This is a genomic window from Streptomyces sp. NPDC088733 (assembly GCF_044751185.1).
GTDB lineage: Bacteria > Actinomycetota > Actinomycetes > Streptomycetales > Streptomycetaceae > Actinacidiphila.
This window is the reverse complement of the sequence record NZ_JBIVLH010000046.1, coordinates 1-21,445: the sequence shown is the minus strand read 5'-3', so window position 1 is coordinate 21,445 and position 21,445 is coordinate 1. Positions and strand designations below refer to the sequence as shown.

The window sequence follows — 21,445 nt, the reverse complement described above, 5'->3', positions numbered from 1 at the left end:
GTCGCGCCAGGATCCGGGGGGCGCCAGGGAGGCGGGGGCCGTTTCCGGTGCGGCCTGCGTGATCGCGGAAGATATCGCTTGCAGGGACATGTGGGGTTCCTTTCTCGGTTCTCGGCTCAACCTGCGCCGAGACCGGCCGGGCTGGCCGGGCGGGCCGGGTTCTGCTCCGGCAGGGGGGCAAGGGTGATGCCGAGGCGCGTGCACGCCTCCGGGAAACGCGGGTCGAGCAGAGCGGCCAGGTCGCTCGTGCGGATGGGTCTGGCCCATTTCCAGCGACGTGAACGGGGTTCGGTGAGCATGTCGAGTTCGGGCCGGTCGGCTGCCGGGTGGGCGACCACCATGTGGATACCGGGAGGCAGTTGCGCCAGGTGGGCGAGCAGGTCGTCGGTCTTGGACTGCGGCGGGCGCAGGGACAGATGCCAGACGGAATCCACCGCCATCGGAATCCCGGGCGCAGGGACGTCGTCCCGGCAAGGGATCCCCCATTCGGCGCTGACTTCGGCCAGGACGGCCGGGTCGAAGACCCCCACGTGCGACTCGCAATGCCGGGGCCGTACACCCGCCGCCGACATCACCCTCAACTGCTCGCTGAGTTCCGCATGGGCCTCGGCCCGGTCGGCTCCCGCCGCGCGCAGTTCGGGGGGACCGGGCAGGTACGCGCCGTCCTGGGCCCGCAGGGTCTCGGCCGGAGTGAGCGGGTAGTAGCGCAACCCTTCCCACTCGCAGGCCAGCACGAGGTGTGCGCCCAGCGGGAGTCCTTGCCGGCGGGACAGCCACATTGCGCGCTGCGCGTCCGGAGCCGGGACCATCACCGAGGCCTGGGTGACCACCCCGGCTCGATGGGCTTCGAGGATGCCGTCCGTCACAGCGGGGCACATGCCGTGGTCGTCCGCTTGGACGACCAGGACGCGGTCGGTGCTCCGCCTCATACCTGGTCCTCCCGAGTGATCGCGTACAGAAGCCAGTTGCGCCGGCCGTCGTCCGTGGTGAGCCGGTACTCCGTATCGCTCAGTGCCCGCACGACCCGGTCCAGGGCGGCGATCAGGGCGTGCCATGCGGGGTGCCGCTCCGCAGGCGGCTGGTAGAGCGAGACGAGCAGTTGCCCACCCGGCGCGACCAGGCCGAGCATCCGGTCGACTGCGGCCGCCGGCTCGTCGAGGTAGTAGAGGACCTCGCTGAGCACGACGACGTCGAAGGTGCCGCGCAGGGGCAGCCGCGACGCGTCCGCGCACACCAGCGTCTCGCCGGGGCGGCGGATCCGTCCGGCCAGGGCGGCGTGTGACCAGTCCACGCCGACGTAGCGACCGGTGAACGCGTCCCCGAGGCAGTCGCGCAGCACCCCCGTACCGCAGCCGACATCGAGCACGCTCGCGGCCCCGGCGGCCAGGACACGGTTACGGATCTCGACGTAGCGTGCCTGCTCAGGGCCTTCGGTCAGGTAGTCCCAGCGCCCAGAACGGAACTGCTCGTTCCATTCCTCGCGGGTGGTCTCCGGCACCCGCGCTGCGGTCCCGTCAGTCATGGCACCAACCTCCCCTCCAGCCGGGCGGCCGTACGGAAGCGGTCGCCTGCGAACACCTCCGCCGCAGCCTCGAGCGCGAACCGGACATGCTCATCGCGGTGCGCGGCGGTCAGGAAGTTGACGTCTCGGCGCATCAGGACTCCGCGCCGCGCCATGCCGGCGAGGAAGGTTTCGGCGAGGCGTGCGTGGACCGCGGAGTCCTCGGCGAAGCGCAGGCAGGGCATGGGGTCGTAGCCGACCGCCACGGGCCCCGTCCCGGTCTCCTCTGCGACGCGGTTCAGTCCCTCACGCAGGTTCCGGCCGAGCCGGGCGATGCGCGCGTAGTAGTCGGTTCGCGTGTAGTGGCGCAGGGCGGCCTTCATCACCTCCAGGGACACGGTCTCCCCGGCGAAGGTGCTGGACACCCGCAGCCTCTCGAAGCCCTCCATGACGCGCCGGGACCCGGCGACGGCGGCCAGCGGCGCCCCCGCGGCAAGGCCCTTGGAGAAGCAGACCAGGTCGGCGGCGACACCGAGGTGCTGTCCGAGGCCGCCGGGGGCGAGTCGGAAGCCCGTGACGACCTCGTCGAGGACGAGCAACGCCCCGGAGTCATGGCAGGCGTCGCGCAGTGCGGTCAGGAACTCCGCAGTGAGCTTGCGGTGGTAGGGCGTTGACAGCATGACACAGGCGATCCGGCCACCCCGTGCCCGCACGTCCGCCAGCAGTCGTTCGTCGTCCTGGTCGCAGGACAGTTCCACCCTGCTGGTCAGCCCGGCAAGTGACGCCGGTACACCCGGGCTGGGGCCGATCAGCTGATCGTGCCAGCCGTGATAGCCGGCCAGCAGTACCTCGTCCCGACCGGTCAGCAGCCTGGCCAGGCGGATCGCCGCGGCACACGCCTCGGCACCGGTCTTCAGGAAACGGACCGTCTCGACGCCCGGCACGGACTCGGCCAGGAGTTCCGCGGCTGTGACCTCCGCAGGGGTGGGCAACGAGAGCAGCAGCCCCCGGGACACCTTCTCCTTGACGGTATTCGTCACGACCGGGTGGTTGTGCCCGAGGGTCGCGGCACCGAGCGCCGCCACGAAATCGACGTAGGTCTGACCGTCCACGTCCCGGACCTGGGCGCCACTGCCGCGTTCCAGATAGACGGGGTAGTGGCCGTCGGCGAAATTCTCCGGCCGCTTGTGGTAGGTGTGGGTCAGCCCCGGCGTGACCAGCGCAGCCCGGCGGCGCAGTTCCGCCGACCGCCGCAGGTCCAGGGGTCCGGAGCGGACCGGGGGCAGCGGGTCGCCGCCCGGAACCTCCCCCAGATGCTCCGGAGTGAGCGTCCGGTACCTGCCGTGCCGGGCCACCCAGGCGCGACCGATGTCGTGAGCCACCACGTCCCGGGTGAAGTGCACACGGTGCCGGTCGTACCCGTCCTCGGCCAGCACCTGCTCCCGGAGGCGTTCGTCGACACACAGAGCGGGGTCCGTGGTGGCCAGCGCCCGGGCGACAACCGGTGCCCACCGGGCCGTGCGGTGGACATGAGGGCTGAGCGGCATGAAGTGGGCGGCCCAGCTGGGACGTTCGAGCCGCACCAGAGGAACGCGCGTGCCGGTCACCGGGGTTGCCTCACCACGGCGATCGAAGGTCCCGCCGCGCGCGACGTGCGAATTGCCGAAGACGATCTGGGTCGCGTCACAGGTGTGAAGGTCCTCTATGAGGCCGTCGAGGTCGACGAGCCCGGTGAACTCCCAGTCGTCCTCCAGATGGACGCCGACGGGTGAGACGGTGTGGGAGAGCAGGACTCCGAGTGCGGCCGGCAGGCCCACCTGCCGCGGGAACTCCTCCACCACGACTTCGGCGACCCTGGGATCCACGTCACTCAGCCCGCGCAGGAAGGAAAGGGTCCGGTCACGTTCCTCGTGGGGGACCGCGTAGGCGGGGTCCACGGTCACGATCACGCGGAAGGACCCACTGAAGGTGACGTGCTCGAAAAAACTGGTGAAGGTGCGCAGCGCGGTGTCGCGCCCCACCGATGTCGTGGTGATGTCGATCGTCGGCGACCGATGGGGATCGTTTCTGGTGAGCACAACTGCCTCCTTTCGCTCGGGCGGGTTTCGCGCCTAGTAGAAGCGCCCGTTCTCACTGATCAGATGGTCACTGCCCGGCGCGGAGCAGTGGGCGCAGCGCGATGGGCGGTACGGCACGATCCGGCCGAACACCGGGACCCGCCGGGCCGCGGCGCACTCGTCGCACACGCCGCGGACGAGCCCGAACCGTTCCACTCCCTCCCGCAGCCGGGCGCGGGCGAGGCCCAGTAGCCGTCGGTCGTACGCGGCAAGCTCGTCCCTCACCGATGCGGCGTCGGGGAATGGCGTGGTCGCCTCGTGGCCGGCGGGTGCGCGTCGGGCCACCCGCCAGCTGCCGTCGGGCCGGACTCCGTAGGCGAGCGGCACACCGGCGCGCATCAGGCGGCGTTCCGCCCGGCGCCGGCGAAACGGCTCGTTCCCGGTGACCGTCACCGTCCGCACCCGGATGCCGTCCAAACCGGCCCGCCAGGCGTCCAGGCCCGCGGTGTCCGGCGGCGCGAGCACCCCAGCTTGTACGGGGGCCAGCGCCGAGGGCAGCCCGAGTCCGCCGGTGTCGAGGTGGTGCATGCTCACGAGGGCGAGCACCTTGCCGGTGAAGCCGATGTCGAGCACTTCTCCTGCGACGCCCAGTGCTTCCCGGTACGGGGGAGCCATCAGATAGGTCGTCGCCAGTACGGTCGGCCGGCCGTCGCGAAGGCATGACACCGTCAGGTGGCACACCTCGCCGTACGAGGACAGGGCATCGGTGGCAATGGTCAGCACCGGCAGTCCGAAGGCTTCGAAGGTCCTCTTCAGGGCCAGCCGGTAGGACTCCAGGGCAGTGCGGCCCTCACCGGTCGGCAGCAGCCTGTTCAGCTGGATCGCCGGCCAGATGTAGCGCTCGCGGAACAGCGGCGCACCGGAGCCGCGCAGTTGCCGCAGCAGGCCTCCGGTCGACACAACGGCTCCCGGATGGTGATGACGCTGCAGCCAGGCGACGTTGAGGTGGAGGTTGTCGGCGCGCAGGACCCAGTCCGGGCGCGGCTCTCCGTGGCCTGGCAGCCGGTAGACATTCGCGTACTGCGGAAAGACCCGTTCGTACGTGTCCCGCCTGTGGAGGAAAGGGTGTTCGGTCCGGGCCACCGGGGCCACCGCGCCGGCCTGCTCCACGAAGGTGTCCACCATGCCGCGGACAGCGCGGAGGCCGAGGGCGCGCCATGGTGTGATGCCGCTTCCGGAACCGCCGGCGGCCACGATGCCCGCGTCGACGAGGGCACGGTGATAGTGGGTGTCACGCATGGGCCGTCCCGTCCCGTTCGGCGGTGAGCCTGGCCGCCACCCAGCAGCAGGGGCGCCCCCAGGCTCGGCCCCACTTGGCGGCCAGGTGCCCGGTGACGTCGGAGAGCTCCTCCAGCAGGGTCTTGGCGAGTGCTTCCGCGCCGGCCAGATCAGGTGTGAACGCCTGTACGAGCAGGAGGCCGTCACGCTCACCCGCCTCGTCGAGGTCGGCGCCGAGGGAGTAGCAGCGGCTGGGGCCTCGACGCAGCCATCCGGGCGGCACGATCTCGAAGTCGGTGCCGTAGGTGCGCAGATACCACGGCTCGTCACCGGGCTGGAGCCGTACCACTCGGGGATAGCGCAGTCCGCCGGCGAACGGCGCGGCGGGCACTTCGAGGATCTCCTCGATGTCGTGCCGTCGCATGATGTCGGCGATGTGAAGGACGGCGGGATCAGCGGACAGCTGCATCGAGCACCTCCACGACCCCGGCGCCGGCGTCGACCCGGGCGCGTACGCCCAGCGGGAGGGTCACCATCGGGTCGCTGTGCCCGATGTCGAGACCCGCCACCGCGGGGACGTCGTAGCGTGCGGCGATCTCGCGGACCTGCTGCCGCAGGGCCGTCTCGAAATCCTGGCCGGCGCGGAACGACCGGCCGAGCAGGAGGGCCGCCATGCGGTCGAACACCCCGGCCATACGGAGCTGGGTCAGTGCTCGCTCCACGACGCGGATGTCGGTGGCACAGGTCTCCAGGAAGACGGTCGCACCGGTGAAGTCGGGGAGGTACGAGGTGCCGGCGAGCAGACCGATCGTCTCCAGATTGCCGCCGACCAGCGGGCCGATACCCGTACCGGGGTGGAGCCACTGCCAGCCTGTGCCCGGGACAAGCTGCCGCGGCCGGTCGTCGGCCTCGTCCCAGAAGAGCAGTTCCTCAGTGTATTCCGCTGCCGGCGCGAGGGGGCCGAGCGGCCGCGCGCTGGCGGCGGCTCGCAGGAAGCCGTCGCGCGTGTACGGCAGCATCCGCGGGTATTCGGCCAACTCGGGCAGCAGGGTGGGCCCGTGGAAGGTGACCAGGCCGGCGCGGCGGTACACGGCCAGCAGGATCGTGGTGATGTCGCTGTAGCCAATGATGATCTTGGGATCGGCCCGAAGGGCCTCGTAGTCGAGCCATTCGAGTACCGCGTTGCCGGTCAGCCCACCCAATGACGCGACGATGCAGCGGACCTCGGGGTCTCGGAAGAAGCGGTTCAGCTCGTCGGCCCGCTCCTCCGGTGTCGCGTCCCGGATGCCGCCCGCGGCAAGTGGTCCCAGGCGGACGTCATACCCGAGCCCGCGCAGCGCCTCGACCCCGCGGGCCAGCCTTCTGGGCGTGACCACCGGCGCGGACGGCGTGGCGATCGCAACCACGTTGCCCTTGCTCAGGCGGGGCGGGACGAGCAACGGGACTCCCGTTGCGGTAACGGGGATCCCCGCGGCCGGTCGGGTTGGACCGTCTTCCCGGGGAACACACATGACTGCCTCCAGACCAGAACCAACACGGCTGCGACGAGCGGCGACATCCGTGCCCGCGGCCCGGCGGAGACGCGCGGGGTGCGGTCTGCGCCAGGGAGGCACCGCCGTCTCGTGCCGTCGCAGCAATGTTCGGCGAACGGAGACCGCGCCCCACAGTCCCGAGTTCCGGGTACCGGGTACCGGTCCCCCGGACTCCAAACCACGACGGGCGGGGTAACGGTTTCGCGTGACTGGTCGCGCCGCGCACCGAATGTCACGGTGAGAGCTCCGCGACGTCCTACCGCGCAGGACCGCGCTGTAGGCCGTCATCACTGTCCGGACCTGTCCCGGAGGAATCGCATGCCCCGGACCCGATCGCCCCGGGCCGTCCCCGACTTCGACGGAACGGCACCGGACGTCTGCCGTCGACTGCGGCGCCTGGCCGGCTTGGCCCAGGACCGAAAATCACCCCACGCTCACGCGAGGGGCGACACACCGCTGCCGCAGAGCGGTGAGCCCGCCATCCACGGCCCGAACGCCTTTCTGCGGCCGCTCCCGGCTCGCTCAGCGCAGGGACCGACCGCACGGATCGTGCGCATGTGCCGTGACGACCACAGCACCCGGCGGGTGTCCGAGGGACCGTGGGCCCCTCTCAGCCAGTACGGATCGGCGGCCGCACATCGCGCGGGAGGGCCGGGCCCGGACCTGGTACCGGACAACCGTGACTGGCCGCGGTCCTGCTGCCGGGCCAGCATCGAGAGCCCGTACTGAGGAGGAGATCCTGTTGCACGCCCCGACGCTTTCCCGATGGGTGGGCGACGTAGACGAGTTCATGACGTCGTACTGGTCTCGCAGACCCGGCGTCTTCCACCCGGGCGACGTGGAGCTGAGTCCCTTCACGCTGGCCGACGTCGACCACGCCCTCGCCGGAGGCTTGCTGCGCGAGCCGTACGTGGAGATGGCGAACGCGCAGAATCCGCTACCCGTCGATGCCTACACGCTGGTCCGGCAAGTGCATCTGGCGAAGCACCCGGGCTTCGCCGACCTGACCAAGATCGGCGATCTGCTGGAGCGGGGCGCGACCTTGTTGCTGCGCTGCATCGACCACTGGCACCGCCCCACCGCGGCGATGCTGGAAGCCCTCTCCGCCGAACTGGGCAGGCATATCGAGGCGTTCTACTTCATCACCCCGGCGGGCCACCAGGGGCTGCCGCTGCACCGCGACGACGCGGACGTACTCGTCTTCCAGGTCGCCGGCAGCAAGAGCTGGCAGGTGCACGAGGGACCGGGCAACCCCGGGTGGAGCCCCGGCGCTGTCGGCGACGGCCCCCAGCCGGCCGAAGTACTGCGTACCACGCTGCGTCAGGGGGAGGTGATGTACATCCCCCGCGGCTACGCACACCAGGCAGTAGGCGACGGCGGGCTGTCCGTGCATCTGTCGCTGACCATTCGCGAAGTGAGCTCGGTCGACCTCCACCGGGTGCTTCAGCGCACGTTGTTCGCAGGGCTGGCATTGCCGCCGCGCCCTCTGGGCGACGACGCACTCCTGGCGGTCGCCGACCGTCTGCTCGACCAGGCGCGCGACCGGCTCACCGAGTTGACGGCACGGGATCTTCTGGACCTGGCGAGACGCAGCGGCACCGAGCGTCGCCCGGTGCCCGGCGAACTCTCGCTGGTTTCCAAGGCGGAGGCCTGGGCGTCGCGGGAGGCCGCTCCCGCGTCCTGAACAGCGTGACGACGATGCATGGGGCCGGCCGGGGCCGGCCTGCCGCGATCGCGTCACGGGTTCGCCGCGCCCCGGTACGGTCACCTATCGGCTCCTGCTTTTCGAATCCCCTGCCACGACATCCCGAAGCCATTACCCCGATCCAATCCTCCGACCGATCGTCCGCCTTTTCCGCGTGCCGCGAAAAAGACGGATCGTATCGGCCGGGGGATTTTTTTGTTTCCAGGAACGATTCACGAAGAGGACGGTACCGCCGGCGCTTTCAGTGCGTCCCGCCAGCGAGACATGGAGAATCACTCGGACACCAAATACCCCCTTTAGGCAGTCTATTTGTACCATTTTACGCCGTCTGACTCACACCCAAAAGGGACGGAAGACGACGCCTGGACATCGGCCGCGGAATCCGCTCTTGCCTTTTTTCAACACCCGGGTCTACTGTCGTTGACGCAATCAACCGCACCCGCGGAGATGCCTTCACCGGATGATGGAACCGCGTTCCACGTATTCCGATCCGGCGAAAATTCCCAGCGATACAGAGGAGATCATCATGGAGAACTACGAGGTCGACATCACCGCCCTGGCCGACGAGGAGCTCGACGACATCGTCGGCGGCGTCGTCGTCGTCAGCCCCCTCCCCTGCATCTGACGGCTAGCCAGCCGCAGGGGAACGGCCGGCTGGCAGCGCCCTCGGCGCTGCTAGCTGGCCGTGAGGCCGACTGAGTCGGGTGGTCCGGGATCAACCGGTCCACCCGGCTCGCCGAGGAGGACGCAGGAGATGACGAACAGACCACGTTTCCGGGCCGAGGCCCTTGCACACCGCTACACGCGGGACGGCCTGGGACCGGTGTTCGGCCGTACGGGCGAGAGCCGTGGGCCGGCGAGTCGGCGCGAGCGCGTTTCCGGCGCCCTGGCACGACGAGGCCGCCGACGTGTGCCGGTGTGCCTGCAAACGCAGGTCAGCGACTGCGGCCCGGCTTCCCTCGTCATGACCTTGCGCCACCACGGGATCGAAGCGGATCTCGCAGGCATACGAGCGCTGATCGACTCGGGGCGCAACGGCGCGTCGGCCCGGACCCTTCTGGACGTCGCCCGCCGAAACGGACTGCGCGGACGAGGAGTCCGCACAGATCTGGAGGGGCTCCGTCACCTGCCCGCCGGCAGCATCCTCTTCTGGAACTTCAACCACTTCGTGGTGCTGGAGCGTGCGACACAGGAGTACACCGACATCGTCGACCCGGCGTCAGGCCGCCGGCGCCTCAGTCCGGAAGCGGTCACGGAGTCGTTCACCGGCGTCGCGCTGGAGTTCGCCGCCCCACTGGAACCACCGGTCGAGACGCGTGTCTCCGCAGCGCCCGCGACATCGGGTCCGTGGCGATTGCTGCGACATGTCCTGCCGCGGGGCCGCGAGCTGGGCGGGATACTCGGTGCCTCGGGAGCCCTGACGGCCCTGGAATTCATTCTGCCGGCCGCGGTCAGCGTCTTCCTCGGAAGCGTGCTGCCCGGCCATCTCACCGGGACCCTGTGGCTTGCGACGGCGGGACTCGCCGTAGTGGCGCTGCTCTTCTTCGGTCTTCAGATCCTGCGGGCCCTCCTGCTGGCCAAACGGCAAGCGGCTGTCGAACGCAAACTGACCTGGGGCGTGATGGAGCATCTGGTCTCCCTGCCCTACGACTTCTTCACCGTCCACAACTCCGGTGACCTGGCCCTGCGGGTCAGGACCAGCAGCCTGCTCAACCAGGTCCTGAGCATGTCTGCGGTGTCGACCGCCTTCGACGGCCTGCTGATCGTCATCTACTTGACCGCCGTGTTCGTCGTCAACCCGTTCCTGGCCGCCGTGGTCGTCTTCCTGATCGTGCTCCAGGCGGCCGTCATGACCATCACCTGGCGGCGCCAGGCCGAGTTGAGCCACGAGGTCCTGGAGCGCCAGACCCAGGCTCAGGGCGAGCTCGTCGAACTGCTGGAGAGCATCACCAGCCTCAAGTCGGCCGGAACCGAGTCCGTGGCCGCCGAACGCTGGTCGCACTCACTGGTCGCCGAAGTGAACAAGCGCCTCCACGCGCGGCGCAGTCTCGCCGCCACTACCTCACTCAGCCGCGCCATCCAGTTCTGCGCACCGATGGTGGTACTCGTCGTCGGTGCGTGGCAGGTACTCGCCGGTCATGGCTCGGCCGGCGGGACGCTCGCGTTCATGGCCCTGACCGTCTCGTTGTTCGCCCCGCTGGAGAGCGTCTTCGACACGGCCTCCCAACTCGCCAGTGCGCGACCGGCACTGGTGCGGCTCGACGACATCCTGTCGACCGCGCCCGAACCGGTCGGCCGACCGCTGCCGGACGCCGGTCACGCCGAGCCGCTCCAGGTCACGGTCCGCGATGTGACCTTCCGGCACCGCGGCGCGTCGCGGCCGACCCTTTCAGGGGTCGATCTGCGCATCGCGGCCGGCGACTTCGTCGCGGTGGTGGGCCGGTCCGGTTCGGGCAAGTCGACCCTCGGCCTGCTCCTGGCGGGGCTCCACACGCCGACCTCCGGAACCGTCGAGGTCGGCGGGCACGATGTCGCCGGGCTCCACGGCCCCTCGTACCGGCGCCGGATCGCCTACATCAACCAGGACGCACACCTGTTCAGCGGGACCATCCGGGAGAACATCTCCTTCGGAGGCGACGAGATCGCCCACGCGGACCTGGTCGAAGCCGTCAAGCTCGCCCACATCCACGAGGAGATCATCGCCCTGCCGATGGGCTACGACACTCTCGTGGGACCCGGCGGTCACGGGCTGTCCGGTGGGCAGCGCCAGCGGATCGTGCTCGCCAGGGCGCTGGCCCGCCGACCGCGGCTGCTCATCCTGGACGAGGCGACCAGCGCCCTCGACCCTGCCCTGGAGAAGAGCGTCTTCCAGGGGCTGCTCGCCTCCGGCACCACCGTCGTCGCCGTCGCGCACCGGCTCACCGTGCTGGACGCGGCAGACCAGGTACTGGTGGTCCAGGACGGCCGGATCGTCCAGTCGGGCTCCCCCCGTGAGCTCAAGGCGAAGGGGGGCGAGTTCCTGTGCCTGCAGTGACCGAGGCCGAATCCGGGCTGCCGGCGCCCGGCCCGCTCACCTACGAGCAGGAGTGGTACCTCCGCCGTGTCCGGGGCAGCACCTACACCCGGCGCAATGTCCGGCTGTGCTATCGGATCCTCGGCCCTCTCGACACCGAGCGCTTCGAAGAGGCCGTGCGCCTCTTCGTGACCCGGCACGACGCACTGCGGATGGCCCTGGTCCCGTCCGGCTCCGACGCACCGGCGACCGCGCAGCGGCTACTGCCCATCCGGCCGGACGACCGGCCCATCGACGGGCAGCACGTCACCGCGGTTTCGACCGGCCAGTTCTCCCACTACGCCGCGGCGCTCTTCTCCCGGGACGTCATCACGCCCTTCGCCGACCGGGGACGGCCCTTCAGCCTCCGGCTGCTGCGCCATGACCCCGAACACCACGCCTTCCTGGCAACCTTCGACAACGTCTTCTTCGACGGCCGGGCGCACGACCTGTTCAGCCGCGAGGTCTGGCGTGACTACGCCGCCCTGGGCGATACCGCCGCCGACCCCCCGCCGGTGACCGCGCCCTCCTTCGCGCGGGCGGCACGCGACCAGCGTGAAGGCCGCGGTCCGCGCCGTCTCGAACGGGCACGGGCATCCTGGCAGCGCCGCACGGAGTTCGCGGCCGGCAACCGCTGGCGCGAACTGGACGTCGCCCCCACCGCGAGCGGCAGCGTCCACGCGACGATCCCCGAGGCCCTGCTCGAGGCGCTGCGCGAGTACTGCCGGCAGGCGCGCTGCACCGTCATGCACTGGCTCGTCGGCTCGTTCGCACGGTCGCTCGCCACGCACGCCGGACAGCGCAGGTTGAGTCTGTGGACCTCGCTCGACTCCCGGCCCCCCGCCGAGCGCGACACGGTAGGGATGTTCGCCGGACCGGCCCCCCTGGCCATCGGCGCGCCAGGAGCTGCCCTGCCTGAAGTGGTCGCCGAAGTCGGGGCCGCGATGGTCGACGCCCTACGTCATCAACAGCTCCCCGCTGCCGAACTGGCCGCGCTGCTCGGCACGCCGCCCGGCCCGGGGGCGGCTGCCGGTGCGATCGCACGAGACGTCTACGTGAACCTGCGCAGCTTCCCCGGGTCGGTGCGTCCGCCCCGCGGGGACTCGACGCTGCGGATCACCCCCGACGCCTACCCGCTGCGCCGAATCGCCCTCGTGGACTCCTCCGCCCTGCACCTGAGGTGCAACGAGTACCGGGACGCCGTCATGATCGACCTGGTGTTCGACGGACGGCGGGTGGGCGAACCACTGGCCCGGGCGATCGCGGACCAGATCACCTCGGACGCCGCGGCCGTCACGGGCCGCCGTCCGTCATCGGAAAGGCCCCAGTGATGAGCCAGTTGCCCCCCGACTCTCTGCTGCCGCAGGTGATGACGGCCGTCGCCGAGGTCTTCGGTGACGGTATGGGACCGGAAGACGGTTTCTTTGCCGCCGGCGGTGACTCGGTCACCGCCGTGTGGCTGGCGGATCTCCTGGAAGAGCGCCTGGGCGTCGATGTCGACGCCCACACCGTCCTCAACGCGGAGAACTTCCGCGCGATGGCCGCCCGCCTGGCCGACGCAGCCGCGGTCACCACCGGCGACGTGTCCGGGGAGTCCTGAGCCGTGCGCCCTCATCTGTGGAGTCCCTGGAAGTCCGCCGGGACCGAACCGTCCCGCCTGGCCGTCGTGGCGGGATCCCAGTCCTGCACCTTCGGAGAACTGACCGCGCGGGCCGACGCCCTGGCCCGGGGACTGCGTGCGCGCGGCCTGCCCGACGGCAGCGTCCTTTCCACGGACATCCCGACCGGCCCCCGGTTCTTCGCCCTCGCTCTGGCGGCCCTCGCCCACGGTTACGGGCTCTTCCCTGTGGAGGCCGGACTGCTGCGATCACCCACCGGCTCCCGGTTGCTGGCCGACATGCGCGTCGCCCTGCACGTGACGTCCTGGCCCGCGGAGCAGTGCGCGGGCACGCCGCCCCACCCTGTCGCCGACGACGAAACCCTCGTCGACGCGGGCACCTCGGACTCTCCCGTTCCGTTGCGGGCCTCCGTCGCGGCCGGGTACCTGGCGTTCGCCACCTCCGGCACGACGGGCGTGCCGCAGGCGGTGCCCCGGGTGCGCCCCGCACGCCCGTACCTCGGCGTCGCGGTCGAGGAGCGGTACGCGGCGGGGCCCTCCGTGGGCCCGCATCTGATGGCCAATCCCACCTACCATCTGGGAACGCTCGGTCCGGCGCTGTACGCGTTGCAGGCGGGCAGCACGGTGGTCGTGCAGCAGGAATGGTCCGCGTCGGAGTTCACGACGCTGGCCGATCGTCACGCGGTGGCCAGCACCATGCTGAGCCCCGACCTGCTGGTCGACATCGTGCGGGCCGGCCGTGCCCCCGCACAGCCCCTCCGGGCGGTCTTCCACGGCGGCGCCTCCTGTCCGCCCGCCGTGAAGCGAGCGGCCATCGGCCTGCTGGGACCGGTCCTGCACGAGTACTACGGCACGTCCCGCAGCATCCTGACGGAGATCGGCACGCCGCAGTGGCTGACGCACCCGGGTTCGGTCGGGCGTGCGCTGCCCGGCATCACCCTGACCGTCGAGCGGGACGGAGAACACCTGCCCGCCGGCGCGCCGGGCGAGATCACCGCCCGTCTGCGAGCCGCTGACAGCGCGTCCGGCTCCGACGGGGTGCTGCGCACCGGCGACCTCGGCTACCTGGACGAGGACGGCTACCTCTACGTCCTCGGTCGCATGGGCACGTCCGGCGGACACGACGAGGCTCTGCTGGAACACCTGGTCCGCCAACTGCCCGGCGTCACCGACGTCGCCGTGATCGGCGGACCGACCGGCCCCGCATCCGTCTGCCACGTGGAGACCCCCGTGACGCAGGACGCGGCCGGCCTCGTCGCGGCGATCGGCGCGGCCACCGCCGCGTGGGGCCTGCCGCTCCCCCAGGTCGTCCCGCATCCCAGCGGTAGCCTGCCCCGGACTCCGAGCGGGAAGATCCGGCGCGCGGCACTGGCCTCGGACGGGGCTGGTACCGGTCAGAGGCACCGGTGAGCACCGCCCGGCCCGGTAGGGCTCGTACGGCCTACGACTGGCTGACGCGGCACGCGACGTCCCGGCCGTCGGCAACTGCCGTGACCGCCTGGCGGGACGGGGCGATACGCGAAACGATCGACTACGCGGGACTGACCGCACTGGTCGAGCGGGCCGCCGCGGCCCTGGCTGCTCAGGCCCCTGATGCCGGCGACCGGGTCGTGCTCGCCCTGCCCAACGATCACACGTTCACAGCGGCCCTGCTGGCCTGCGCGGCCGCAGGCCTCATCGCGGTCCCCGCGCCGCCCTTGACCGCGGACGCGCATCCGGCCGCTCTGGCACGCCTGCGCGGAATCGTCGAGGACTGCCGTCCCGCGCTCGTGCTCAGCCGCGCCGGCCAGGCTCGGGACGGGGACACCGCCGCGATCGCCGGCCTGCGACGGGTCGTCGCCTGGGACGACCTGATCGCGTCCGCCGGGGTCCCATCGGGTCCACCGCGCCCCGCCCGGCAGTGTGCCGTCGCGCTGCTCCAGTACACGTCCGGTTCGACGGGCGCTCCCAAGGGAGCCGTCATCACCCACCGCGCGCTGCGGGCCAGTTGCGCCCAGGCCGCCAGGATCTACGGCGAGAGTCCGCACGACACGTCGGTGACATGGGTACCGCTCCACCACGACATGGGTCTGGTCACCGGGGTGCTGCGCCCGCTGTTCAGCGGCTACGCCTCGGTGCTGCTGCATCCGCGGGAATTCGCCCGGTCCCCTCTGTCCTGGCTGCGCGCGCTGACGGCGGTGCGCGGGTCGATGTCCAGCGCGCCCGACTTCGCCTATGCGCTCTGCGTCCGCAGGGTGTCCGCCGAGCAGGTGCGTCAACTTGACCTGACGGCGTGGCGGATCGCACGCAACGCCGGCGAGGTCGTCCGGGCGGACACCGCGGAGCGGTTCGCGGCGCACTTCGCGCCCGCGGGCTTCCGCCCCGACGCCTTCTGTCCTTCGTACGGCATGGCGGAAGCGACTCTCACGGTCACCACCGGCACCCCGGACGATCCGGCGCTGCGGCTGGCCGTCGACCGGGCGGCCCTTCAGGCCGGCCAGGTCGTTCCGTCGACCGAGGCCGGCGGCTCCCGGTCCGTGCTGCTCTCGTCAGGACGGCCTCTGCCCGGCACGCAAGTGGAGATCAGCGACCACGAGGGCCGGACGGGGCGGCACGCGGTGGTGGGCCGCATCCGGATCCGCGGGCCGCAGATGTTCTCCGGTTACTGGCCGAGCGCCGCTTCCAGGGCCGGAACGGCTGACGCGGCGCACGACCGGGACGCGGTGGAAGACTGGCACAGCACGGGTGATCTCGGCTTCGTCCATCGCGGGCACCTGTTCGTCCTGGGGCGCGGCGACGACACGGTCGTACAGAACGGGCGCAACTTCTATGCTGCCGACATCCGTGCCGTGTGCGCCGGTATCCCAGGTGTACGCCCCGGCCGCTGCGTGGCCTTCACCACCGGCGGCCTTGGCTCGGACGCACCTGGCACCGCCCGGGTCTGCCTCGTGACCGAAGTCGACGCCTCCGCCGCCGTCAGAGCGTCACTGGCCCAGGAGATCAGAGGGCGCCTGGCCGTCGAGCTCGAACTCTTCGTCCATGACGTCGAGTTGCTCGGTCCCGGGCAGCTGTCCCTTACGACGAGTGGCAAGCCCCAGGTTTCCGAGACCCGAAACCGACGGGAAAGCCGGGCATCCGGCGTCCGTGACACGTGCGGTCGCCCCACGGGCATCGCCGACGGCACGCCGCCGGGACCCGGGCCTCCCGGCCCGACATCCAAGGAGTGACCCATGCACCCGATGGCAGCATCCACCCCGCGTCGCGCGGCCGGCCTGAGAAGGGCCGCGGACGGTGCGGCGTCCCTGCCCGCCATCGCGCGCCTGCATCTGGACGGCTCCGCACGTGCGCTGCCCACCGCCCTGCAACTCCCGCGCGATCTGCCTCTGGCCGCCTGGCTGCGGCTCGGCGGGCAGCTGCAGTCGGCCGCCGATTCGTCGTCCTGGTGGCTCGGTGACTGGCTGGTGCACGGCAGTGTGAGCTATCCGAACCGCTACCGCGAGGCGATGCGGAGCACCGCGCTCGACTACCAGACCTTGCGCAACTACGCCTGGGTGGCGAGGAAGTTCCCCCCGTCACGGCGGCGCCAGGAGCTCAGCTTTCAGCACCATCAGGAGGTCGCCGCCCTGCCTCCGGAACAACAGGACCTGTGGCTCGACCGGTCGGCGGAACACAGGTGGCCGAAGGCTGAACTGCGCCGCCGGCTGCGTGCCGAGGCACCGGGCCGCGCTGTACCGGCCGATCGCACGGCCAGGCTCAGCCTGGAGGTCGCCGAGGAGCGCTGGGAGCAGTGGCGGCGGGCGGCCGAGCGCGAGCGTCGCGACGTGGGCGAGTGGCTCGCCGCCCTCGCGGACCGGGCGGCACGCGAGGGCACATGACAGGCCTACCGGTGCATACCGGCATGTCCGGAGCCCGCCACGGATGTCCCGTACCTCGAGCCGGATCAGTGCGGCACCTTCTCCTGTACAGCGGTGAGCTGCTTTCCTGATGGGCAAGTGACCGCGTGGCAGGAGGAGGAAGGGTGACGGACGAGGACTGCGTTTTCTGTTCGCTCGTCGCAGGCCGTGTCGCGGCGAGCATCGTCCACGAGGACCAGCGGGTCGTCGCCTTCATGGACCACCAGCCGGTGACTCCTGGGCATGTGCTCGTCGTCCCCCGGGCGCACGCGCAAGGGCTGGAGGATCTCGACATCACCGCTGGGACCCATATGTGGTCGCTGGCGCACCGCGTCGGACGGGCTCTGCGCCGGTCGGGTCTGCGCTGCGACGGCGTCAACATGTTCCTCGCGGACGGAGAAGCCGCCTTCCAGGAGGTCTTCCACGTCCATCTGCACGTGTTCCCCCGTTTCGCCGGCGACGGCTTCACCATCGGCGCCGACTGGCGTGTGCGGGAACGTGACGTCCTCGACGAAGCTGCGGCCGCCGTGAGAACGGGACTGACGCGGCTGGACGGACGCATGGAGGCCGTCTGATCCGCCGGGACTTCCGCACCCGCTGTGCCGGGCCTGCCGCGCGGCAGCCACCTTCGTCGTCACCGCACCGGGTGCCTCACGGCTCGCCGTGGCCTCCCGGCCCCATGGGGCGCGCGGCCCACAGGGGCCGTCAGCGGGACCCGGCGCGTGCCGCGGAAGGCCCGGCGGCGGAGTGCTGGGAACCGACGCCGCGTGCGGCCGTCACGCAGAGCGTGAACAACAGGACCGCACCCATGACGAAGGGAGCGCGCAGGCCGAACACGTGCGCTACGACGCCACTGGTGAGCGCGCCGACCGCACTCGCGCCAGCGATGATCATCTGGTACGCCATGTTGACCCGGCCGAGCAGGTGGTCGGGAACGATGCTCTGACGTACGGAGACGGCCACGACGTTCCAGGACAGCATCGCCGCGCCGTAGCAGGCGATGAAACCGCAGAACGCCAGGCGGGACGAGACGGCGCCCGCCAACGCCACGGATCCCGCCTGGCCGGCCATGGCCAGGGTGAGCGTCCTGCCGGCGCCGAGCCGGTCGGACACCCGCGCGACGACGGCGGCCCCGGCGATGCCTCCCACCGCGAACCCCACCATGACGAGTCCGTAGCCGAGACCACTGATACGGAGCTCCTCACGGGTGTACAGCACCAGAACGGTGGTGAGTGCGGTGACCACAAGGTTGGCGACGCCTGCGGCTACGCACAGCAGCCGCAGGAGACGGTGATTCCAGAGCCAGCCGACGCCCTCGATCACTTCCCGCCGCAACGATGTTCGTCGCGTGGGGCCGGTCGTCCGCGCACGGTAGTCCCCGGGCAGAAGTGCGATCAGCACGGCAGCGCACGCAATGCACGCCGTCTGCGCCGCGAAGGGCGCCGCGACAGACGCGGCGAACAGCACCGCACCCAGTGGCGAGCCCAGGAGGTTGCCGGTGACCTGCGCCGTGGCCTGCAGTGCCGCGTTCGCGCGGGTGCGGCCGACCGGTTCGACGACCGCGGGCACCATGCCGCCCCACGCACCGACGTACATGACCTGCCCGGCTCCGAGGAGCAGAGCCACCGCGCCGAGCAGGGGTATCGACGCGCGCCCGGTGAAGACGGCGAAGGTGAACGCCGCGGCGATCACGGCCCGCAGGGCGTCGGAGATCCACAGCACACGCCGGCGGTCCAAGCGGTCGGCGACGACTCCGGATATCAGGCCGAGGACGAGCCAGGGCAGTTGCTCCGCGAAAAAGACGAGGGAGACGCCCCTCGGGTCGCCGGTGAGCCGCCCGGCGAGCAGGGGCATGGCTGTCAAGGCGATGCCGTCGCCGAGGCCGGCCGCGGAGACGGCGCTCCACAGCAGGCGGAACCGGGGGCCGAGAGGCGCTCGCGGTGGGCGCGGGGAAGCCGGCATGGGATGACACCGTTCCTTCCTGTGGGCCGGGGTTCTGACGGGCCGAAGTGACAGGGCCCGATTCAGAACCGGGCGGACCGGCGAGGATGCCGGGCGAGCGGCCTGAGCCCCTGCACGCCGTCGCCCGGATCGGAGCACGATCCGGGCCGGCGGGGTGCCGGGGCTCCTGGGCGCGGACGCCGTCACATCTCGATCGCGGACTGACCGTAGCCGTGCTCGTACTGTTCGGACGGCGGCCTGGTATCCCGTGCCGGGACCCGCACCAGAGCCCGCTTCAGCCAGCGGTCGGTGCCGTCGTAGCGGGCACGGAACGGGACACGTCCGTGCACGACGACGTCGTTGTCGACCACGAGCACGTCCCCGGGTTCGAGCACCGCCTCCACGGAAGCCGCGGCCAGCTGCTCCTCCAGGCGTCGGTACGCGTCCCGGTGGGCCTGGTCGGCCCGGTCCAGCGGCGTGTACGCCGGATCGAAGCGCAGGGTGAGCCCCTCGGGCGAGTCCCACAGGGTTCGCACGGGCGGTGGGGCTTCGTGAAACCCGGGAACGCTTTCGTAGGCGTCGTCGGGCAGGATGGGCAGGACCGGCATGGTGAGCCGGGCGAGGTCCTCGTCACCGATCCCGGTCCGTCGGACACTCGCCGCGGTGGTGGCCACGCGATCGTGGTTGCGCATGCAGCAAAGGAGCAGCAGGTGGGCTCGCTGGGGATGGAACGCGTCCTCGGTGTGCGGGCTCAGCAGCACCGTGCTGCTGGCGCCCGTCTGTTCGTGCTCGTGCCCCTCGGAGGGAACGATGTTGTTGACGATGCGTCCGCTCTGCTGCCCCTCCCATGCCAAAGGGCGTCCCATCAGATGAACGACCAGCAGCAGAACGACATCCCACAGCGCTCCGGCGTCCTCTGCCCGCGACCAGTGCAGGGGAGTCGGGCCGATCTCTTCGTCATCGACCGGCAGTCCACGTACGACGAACATCCCCGCGTCCGTGAACTGTGCTCGGAACCGGTCTCGTGTGGTGGAGTGCAGTTGCCGAGCGGCTTCCCCGAGCGAGGCGAACAGCTCGGGGCCCGTCGTGCCGCCGTGGTCCGCAAGGAGTTTCCCAGCGGCCGTGACCAGTTGGTGCGCTGCCTCCGGTGGCAGTGTTCGCAGGGGTATGTCGGAATGCATGGGAATTCCTTCCTGTGCCCATGGCGACACATGGCGACGAGGGGATGGAACGGACATGCGGTGGGCCCGAGCGCTTCCGGGCGTCCCGGTCCCGGTCGACTCCGGAACCACAACCACCGGTCGGCGGTGTTCGCCTGCGCGACGGCGACCTGGGCGATGGGCCTTGCGGTCGAGGGGGGGCGGGGCGGGCCGTGTTCGGCCCGCCGCGACCCCATCGGGCGACTCTCGCCTCACAGCACAGCGATCGGCGACCGTCGCCGAGTTCGCGAACCGGATTCCGTCCCGCCCGCGTCTCGGCCTCTTCACAGGACCGATGACGTCGAGGTCTCGCCGGACACGGCGGACACGACCCGTCAAAGTGTGCGTCCCGGGGCGAACGGGCGGTGGCTTGCCTTGTGACTAGGGCGCCAGCGGCAGACGCTGGCCGCGCCACCCCTCGTGGTCCCAGCCAGAGGGGTCGACCGGCGCGGACGCCACCGCGTCCCCGCACTCAGCGGTACGCCACCCCTCGTGGTCCCAGTCGCAGGGGTCGACCGGCGCGGACGCCACCGCGTCCCCGCACTCAGCGGCACGCCACCCCTCGTGGTCCCAGTCGCAGGGGTCGACCGCCCCGGACGCCACCACGTCCCCACGCGACGCCGCGTTCAGGACTGCCCGCCCGGCCGTCTCCGCGGCGTAGGCCGTGCCTGCCGACCCAGCTATGCCGGTCACCAGCGCCAGCACTCCGATGCCTCCGACCGCGAGACGCAGTCGCCGGCTACCGATAAGCCTTCTGTTGGACTCGCCCATGACCGATTCCCTCCGAGAACTCCTGCCGCGTTGACACCTCCATGCTCACGAACCGAGATCGATGGACGGTCAACACACGTGAGGGCTCGGTCAACAATGGATGTACCGATGATGCGAGGCACCACAGCAAGGCGCGGCATGGACGCTCGCTGAACTGAAGCGCCAGGTCCCGGAGCTCGACCGCCACCGGAATCCGCCCGGCGGATCCGGATCTCAGGCCGCAGGTCACCATGCGGCAGCCGAGTACGGCGAGCATGCCCGGGATTGGTGCGGAACGCCTCTTCAGCCGGGGGTACGTCATGTTCAAGGTGACCTTCGCTCTGAAGCGGGGGCCGGTTGTTGTGCTGTCAGGCCTCACGGGCGTAGGAGGTGAGGCGTTCGGCGAACGCGGCGACCAAGTCGCGCAGCTCGGCGGGACGCTCGCCGACGAACGGCCGGTCGAGTGAGGCGAGGAGCGGCGGCAACCAGTCCAGCCGCTCCGCCCGCAGCTCGGCGCGCAGCCAGCGCTCGGCCGCCTGGTCCTCGCCCGCCGCAGGCGCTTCCTCCCCCAGGCTCGCGACACTGGCCGGAAGGCGGGCACGGATCTGTGCAACCGTGCCGTGGATCCGCAAGGTCGGGCTGGGAGGCCGCCGGCCACACGCTGCGCGAGCGCACCGCCGGCCCAGGCCAGCCCCACCTGTGCGGGTGCGCGGCCCAGTTCCTCGGCGACGTCCTTCATCGAGTGGTGGATCATGGTGGGGTGATACGTCGCCATGAACTCACCGACCGGGAGTGGGAGTTGCTCGCTCCGTTGATACCGCGGGCCGCCACCGGACGACCTCGCATGGCGGACCGGCAGGTCGTCAACGGCATGGTCTACAAGATCCGTACCGGAGTCTCCTGGCGTGACCTGCCCGAACGCTACGGGCCATGGCAGACG

Annotated in this window: 18 protein-coding genes and 1 pseudogene; 9 read left to right on the top strand and 10 right to left on the bottom strand. The window is 70.9% G+C overall.

Features of this window, described 5'->3' with window-relative positions; all coding sequences use genetic code 11:
- Positions 1-116: 116 nt before the first annotated feature.
- Genes ACIP64_RS40470 through ACIP64_RS40445 form a run of 6 tightly spaced genes read right to left on the bottom strand, consistent with a single transcriptional unit; the run spans position 117 to position 6,275 of the window.
- A complete protein-coding gene (locus tag ACIP64_RS40470) occupies positions 117-929 on the bottom strand; it encodes a carbohydrate deacetylase (RefSeq protein WP_401597599.1) in 813 nt (270 codons plus the stop codon).
- Positions 926-1,522: a class I SAM-dependent methyltransferase gene (locus ACIP64_RS40465; protein WP_401597596.1), complete on the bottom strand. Its 597-nt coding sequence runs from the start codon at positions 1,520-1,522 to the stop codon at positions 926-928. The genes ACIP64_RS40470 and ACIP64_RS40465 overlap by 4 nt, the downstream gene beginning before the upstream one ends.
- Entirely contained in the window at positions 1,519-3,579 is a 2,061-nt protein-coding gene (locus tag ACIP64_RS40460) for an aminotransferase class III-fold pyridoxal phosphate-dependent enzyme (RefSeq protein ID WP_401597594.1), read from the bottom strand. The genes ACIP64_RS40465 and ACIP64_RS40460 overlap by 4 nt, the downstream gene beginning before the upstream one ends.
- Positions 3,580-3,612: 33 nt before the next feature.
- Entirely contained in the window at positions 3,613-4,857 is a 1,245-nt protein-coding gene (locus tag ACIP64_RS40455) for a hypothetical protein (protein ID WP_401597592.1), read from the bottom strand.
- Positions 4,850-5,305 carry a hypothetical protein gene (locus tag ACIP64_RS40450; protein WP_401597590.1) on the bottom strand — a complete coding sequence of 152 codons (456 nt, stop codon included), beginning with the start codon at positions 5,303-5,305 and terminating at the stop codon, positions 4,850-4,852. The genes ACIP64_RS40455 and ACIP64_RS40450 overlap by 8 nt, the downstream gene beginning before the upstream one ends.
- A complete protein-coding gene (locus tag ACIP64_RS40445; protein WP_401597587.1) occupies positions 5,289-6,275 on the bottom strand; it encodes an LD-carboxypeptidase in 987 nt (328 codons plus the stop codon). Before ACIP64_RS40445 ends, ACIP64_RS40450 begins: the two co-directional genes overlap by 17 nt.
- An 835-nt stretch (positions 6,276-7,110) precedes the next feature.
- Between ACIP64_RS40445 and ACIP64_RS40440 the strand changes: the two genes are divergently transcribed.
- The 8 genes from ACIP64_RS40440 (at position 7,111) to ACIP64_RS40405 (ending at position 17,190) form a co-directional block, all read left to right on the top strand.
- Complete coding sequence (locus ACIP64_RS40440; RefSeq protein WP_401597585.1) at positions 7,111-8,052, top strand: JmjC domain-containing protein; 942 nt, start codon at positions 7,111-7,113, stop codon at positions 8,050-8,052.
- Between the two features lie 775 nt (positions 8,053-8,827).
- Positions 8,828-11,107 carry a peptidase domain-containing ABC transporter gene (locus tag ACIP64_RS40435; protein WP_401597583.1) on the top strand — a complete coding sequence of 760 codons (2,280 nt, stop codon included), beginning with the start codon at positions 8,828-8,830 and terminating at the stop codon, positions 11,105-11,107.
- A complete protein-coding gene (locus ACIP64_RS40430) occupies positions 11,104-12,456 on the top strand; it encodes a condensation domain-containing protein (RefSeq protein ID WP_401597581.1) in 1,353 nt (450 codons plus the stop codon). Before ACIP64_RS40435 ends, ACIP64_RS40430 begins: the two co-directional genes overlap by 4 nt.
- The gene (locus tag ACIP64_RS40425; protein ID WP_401597579.1) at positions 12,456-12,725 is read left to right on the top strand and encodes an acyl carrier protein; all 270 of its coding nucleotides are present in this window, start codon (positions 12,456-12,458) and stop codon (positions 12,723-12,725) included. Before ACIP64_RS40430 ends, ACIP64_RS40425 begins: the two co-directional genes overlap by 1 nt.
- A 3-nt stretch (positions 12,726-12,728) precedes the next feature.
- Positions 12,729-14,153 (top strand): AMP-binding protein, encoded by a 1,425-nt coding sequence (locus ACIP64_RS40420; RefSeq protein WP_401597577.1) that lies wholly within the window; start codon positions 12,729-12,731, stop codon positions 14,151-14,153.
- Positions 14,150-15,949: an AMP-binding protein gene (locus ACIP64_RS40415; protein WP_401597574.1), complete on the top strand. Its 1,800-nt coding sequence runs from the start codon at positions 14,150-14,152 to the stop codon at positions 15,947-15,949. Before ACIP64_RS40420 ends, ACIP64_RS40415 begins: the two co-directional genes overlap by 4 nt.
- A 3-nt stretch (positions 15,950-15,952) precedes the next feature.
- Positions 15,953-16,597 carry an LmbU family transcriptional regulator gene (locus ACIP64_RS40410; RefSeq protein ID WP_401597571.1) on the top strand — a complete coding sequence of 215 codons (645 nt, stop codon included), beginning with the start codon at positions 15,953-15,955 and terminating at the stop codon, positions 16,595-16,597.
- A gap of 143 nt (positions 16,598-16,740) precedes the next feature.
- Positions 16,741-17,190, top strand: a complete 450-nt coding sequence (locus ACIP64_RS40405) for an HIT family protein (protein ID WP_401597569.1) — start codon at positions 16,741-16,743, stop codon at positions 17,188-17,190.
- Positions 17,191-17,320: 130 nt separating this feature from the next.
- On the opposite strand, the gene ACIP64_RS40400 is transcribed toward ACIP64_RS40405, so the two are convergent.
- From ACIP64_RS40400 to ACIP64_RS40385, 4 genes and pseudogenes are all read right to left on the bottom strand, one after another.
- The gene (locus ACIP64_RS40400) at positions 17,321-18,577 is read right to left on the bottom strand and encodes an MFS transporter (protein ID WP_401597567.1); all 1,257 of its coding nucleotides are present in this window, start codon (positions 18,575-18,577) and stop codon (positions 17,321-17,323) included.
- Positions 18,578-18,759: 182 nt separating this feature from the next.
- Complete coding sequence (locus ACIP64_RS40395) at positions 18,760-19,737, bottom strand: TauD/TfdA family dioxygenase (RefSeq protein ID WP_401597564.1); 978 nt, start codon at positions 19,735-19,737, stop codon at positions 18,760-18,762.
- 399 nt (positions 19,738-20,136) lie between these two features.
- The gene (locus tag ACIP64_RS40390) at positions 20,137-20,448 is read right to left on the bottom strand and encodes a hypothetical protein (protein ID WP_401597561.1); all 312 of its coding nucleotides are present in this window, start codon (positions 20,446-20,448) and stop codon (positions 20,137-20,139) included.
- Positions 20,449-20,873: 425 nt separating this feature from the next.
- Positions 20,874-21,137, bottom strand: a pseudogene (locus ACIP64_RS40385) (transcriptional regulator); the annotation flags it as partial.
- Positions 21,138-21,265: 128 nt separating this feature from the next.
- Between ACIP64_RS40385 and ACIP64_RS40380 the strand changes: the two are divergent.
- Positions 21,266-21,445 (top strand): transposase (locus tag ACIP64_RS40380; RefSeq protein ID WP_401597559.1); only part of this gene is annotated, 180 nt, incomplete at its 3' end.

What these genes read in the sequence shown, in the direction of transcription:
- ACIP64_RS40425 (WP_401597579.1), top strand. Translation starts at nt 12,456, where the DNA reads ATGAGCCAGTTGCCCCCCGACTCTCTGCTGCCGCAGGTGATGACGGCC.
- ACIP64_RS40470 (WP_401597599.1), bottom strand. Translation starts at nt 929, where the DNA reads ATGAGGCGGAGCACCGACCGCGTCCTGGTCGTCCAAGCGGACGACCAC.
- ACIP64_RS40455 (WP_401597592.1), bottom strand. Translation starts at nt 4,857, where the DNA reads ATGCGTGACACCCACTATCACCGTGCCCTCGTCGACGCGGGCATCGTG.
- ACIP64_RS40450 (WP_401597590.1), bottom strand. Translation starts at nt 5,305, where the DNA reads ATGCAGCTGTCCGCTGATCCCGCCGTCCTTCACATCGCCGACATCATG.
- ACIP64_RS40400 (WP_401597567.1), bottom strand. Translation starts at nt 18,577, where the DNA reads ATGCCGGCTTCCCCGCGCCCACCGCGAGCGCCTCTCGGCCCCCGGTTC.
- ACIP64_RS40395 (WP_401597564.1), bottom strand. Translation starts at nt 19,737, where the DNA reads ATGCATTCCGACATACCCCTGCGAACACTGCCACCGGAGGCAGCGCAC.
- ACIP64_RS40465 (WP_401597596.1), bottom strand. Translation starts at nt 1,522, where the DNA reads ATGACTGACGGGACCGCAGCGCGGGTGCCGGAGACCACCCGCGAGGAA.
- ACIP64_RS40435 (WP_401597583.1), top strand. Translation starts at nt 8,828, where the DNA reads ATGACGAACAGACCACGTTTCCGGGCCGAGGCCCTTGCACACCGCTAC.
- ACIP64_RS40410 (WP_401597571.1), top strand. Translation starts at nt 15,953, where the DNA reads ATGCACCCGATGGCAGCATCCACCCCGCGTCGCGCGGCCGGCCTGAGA.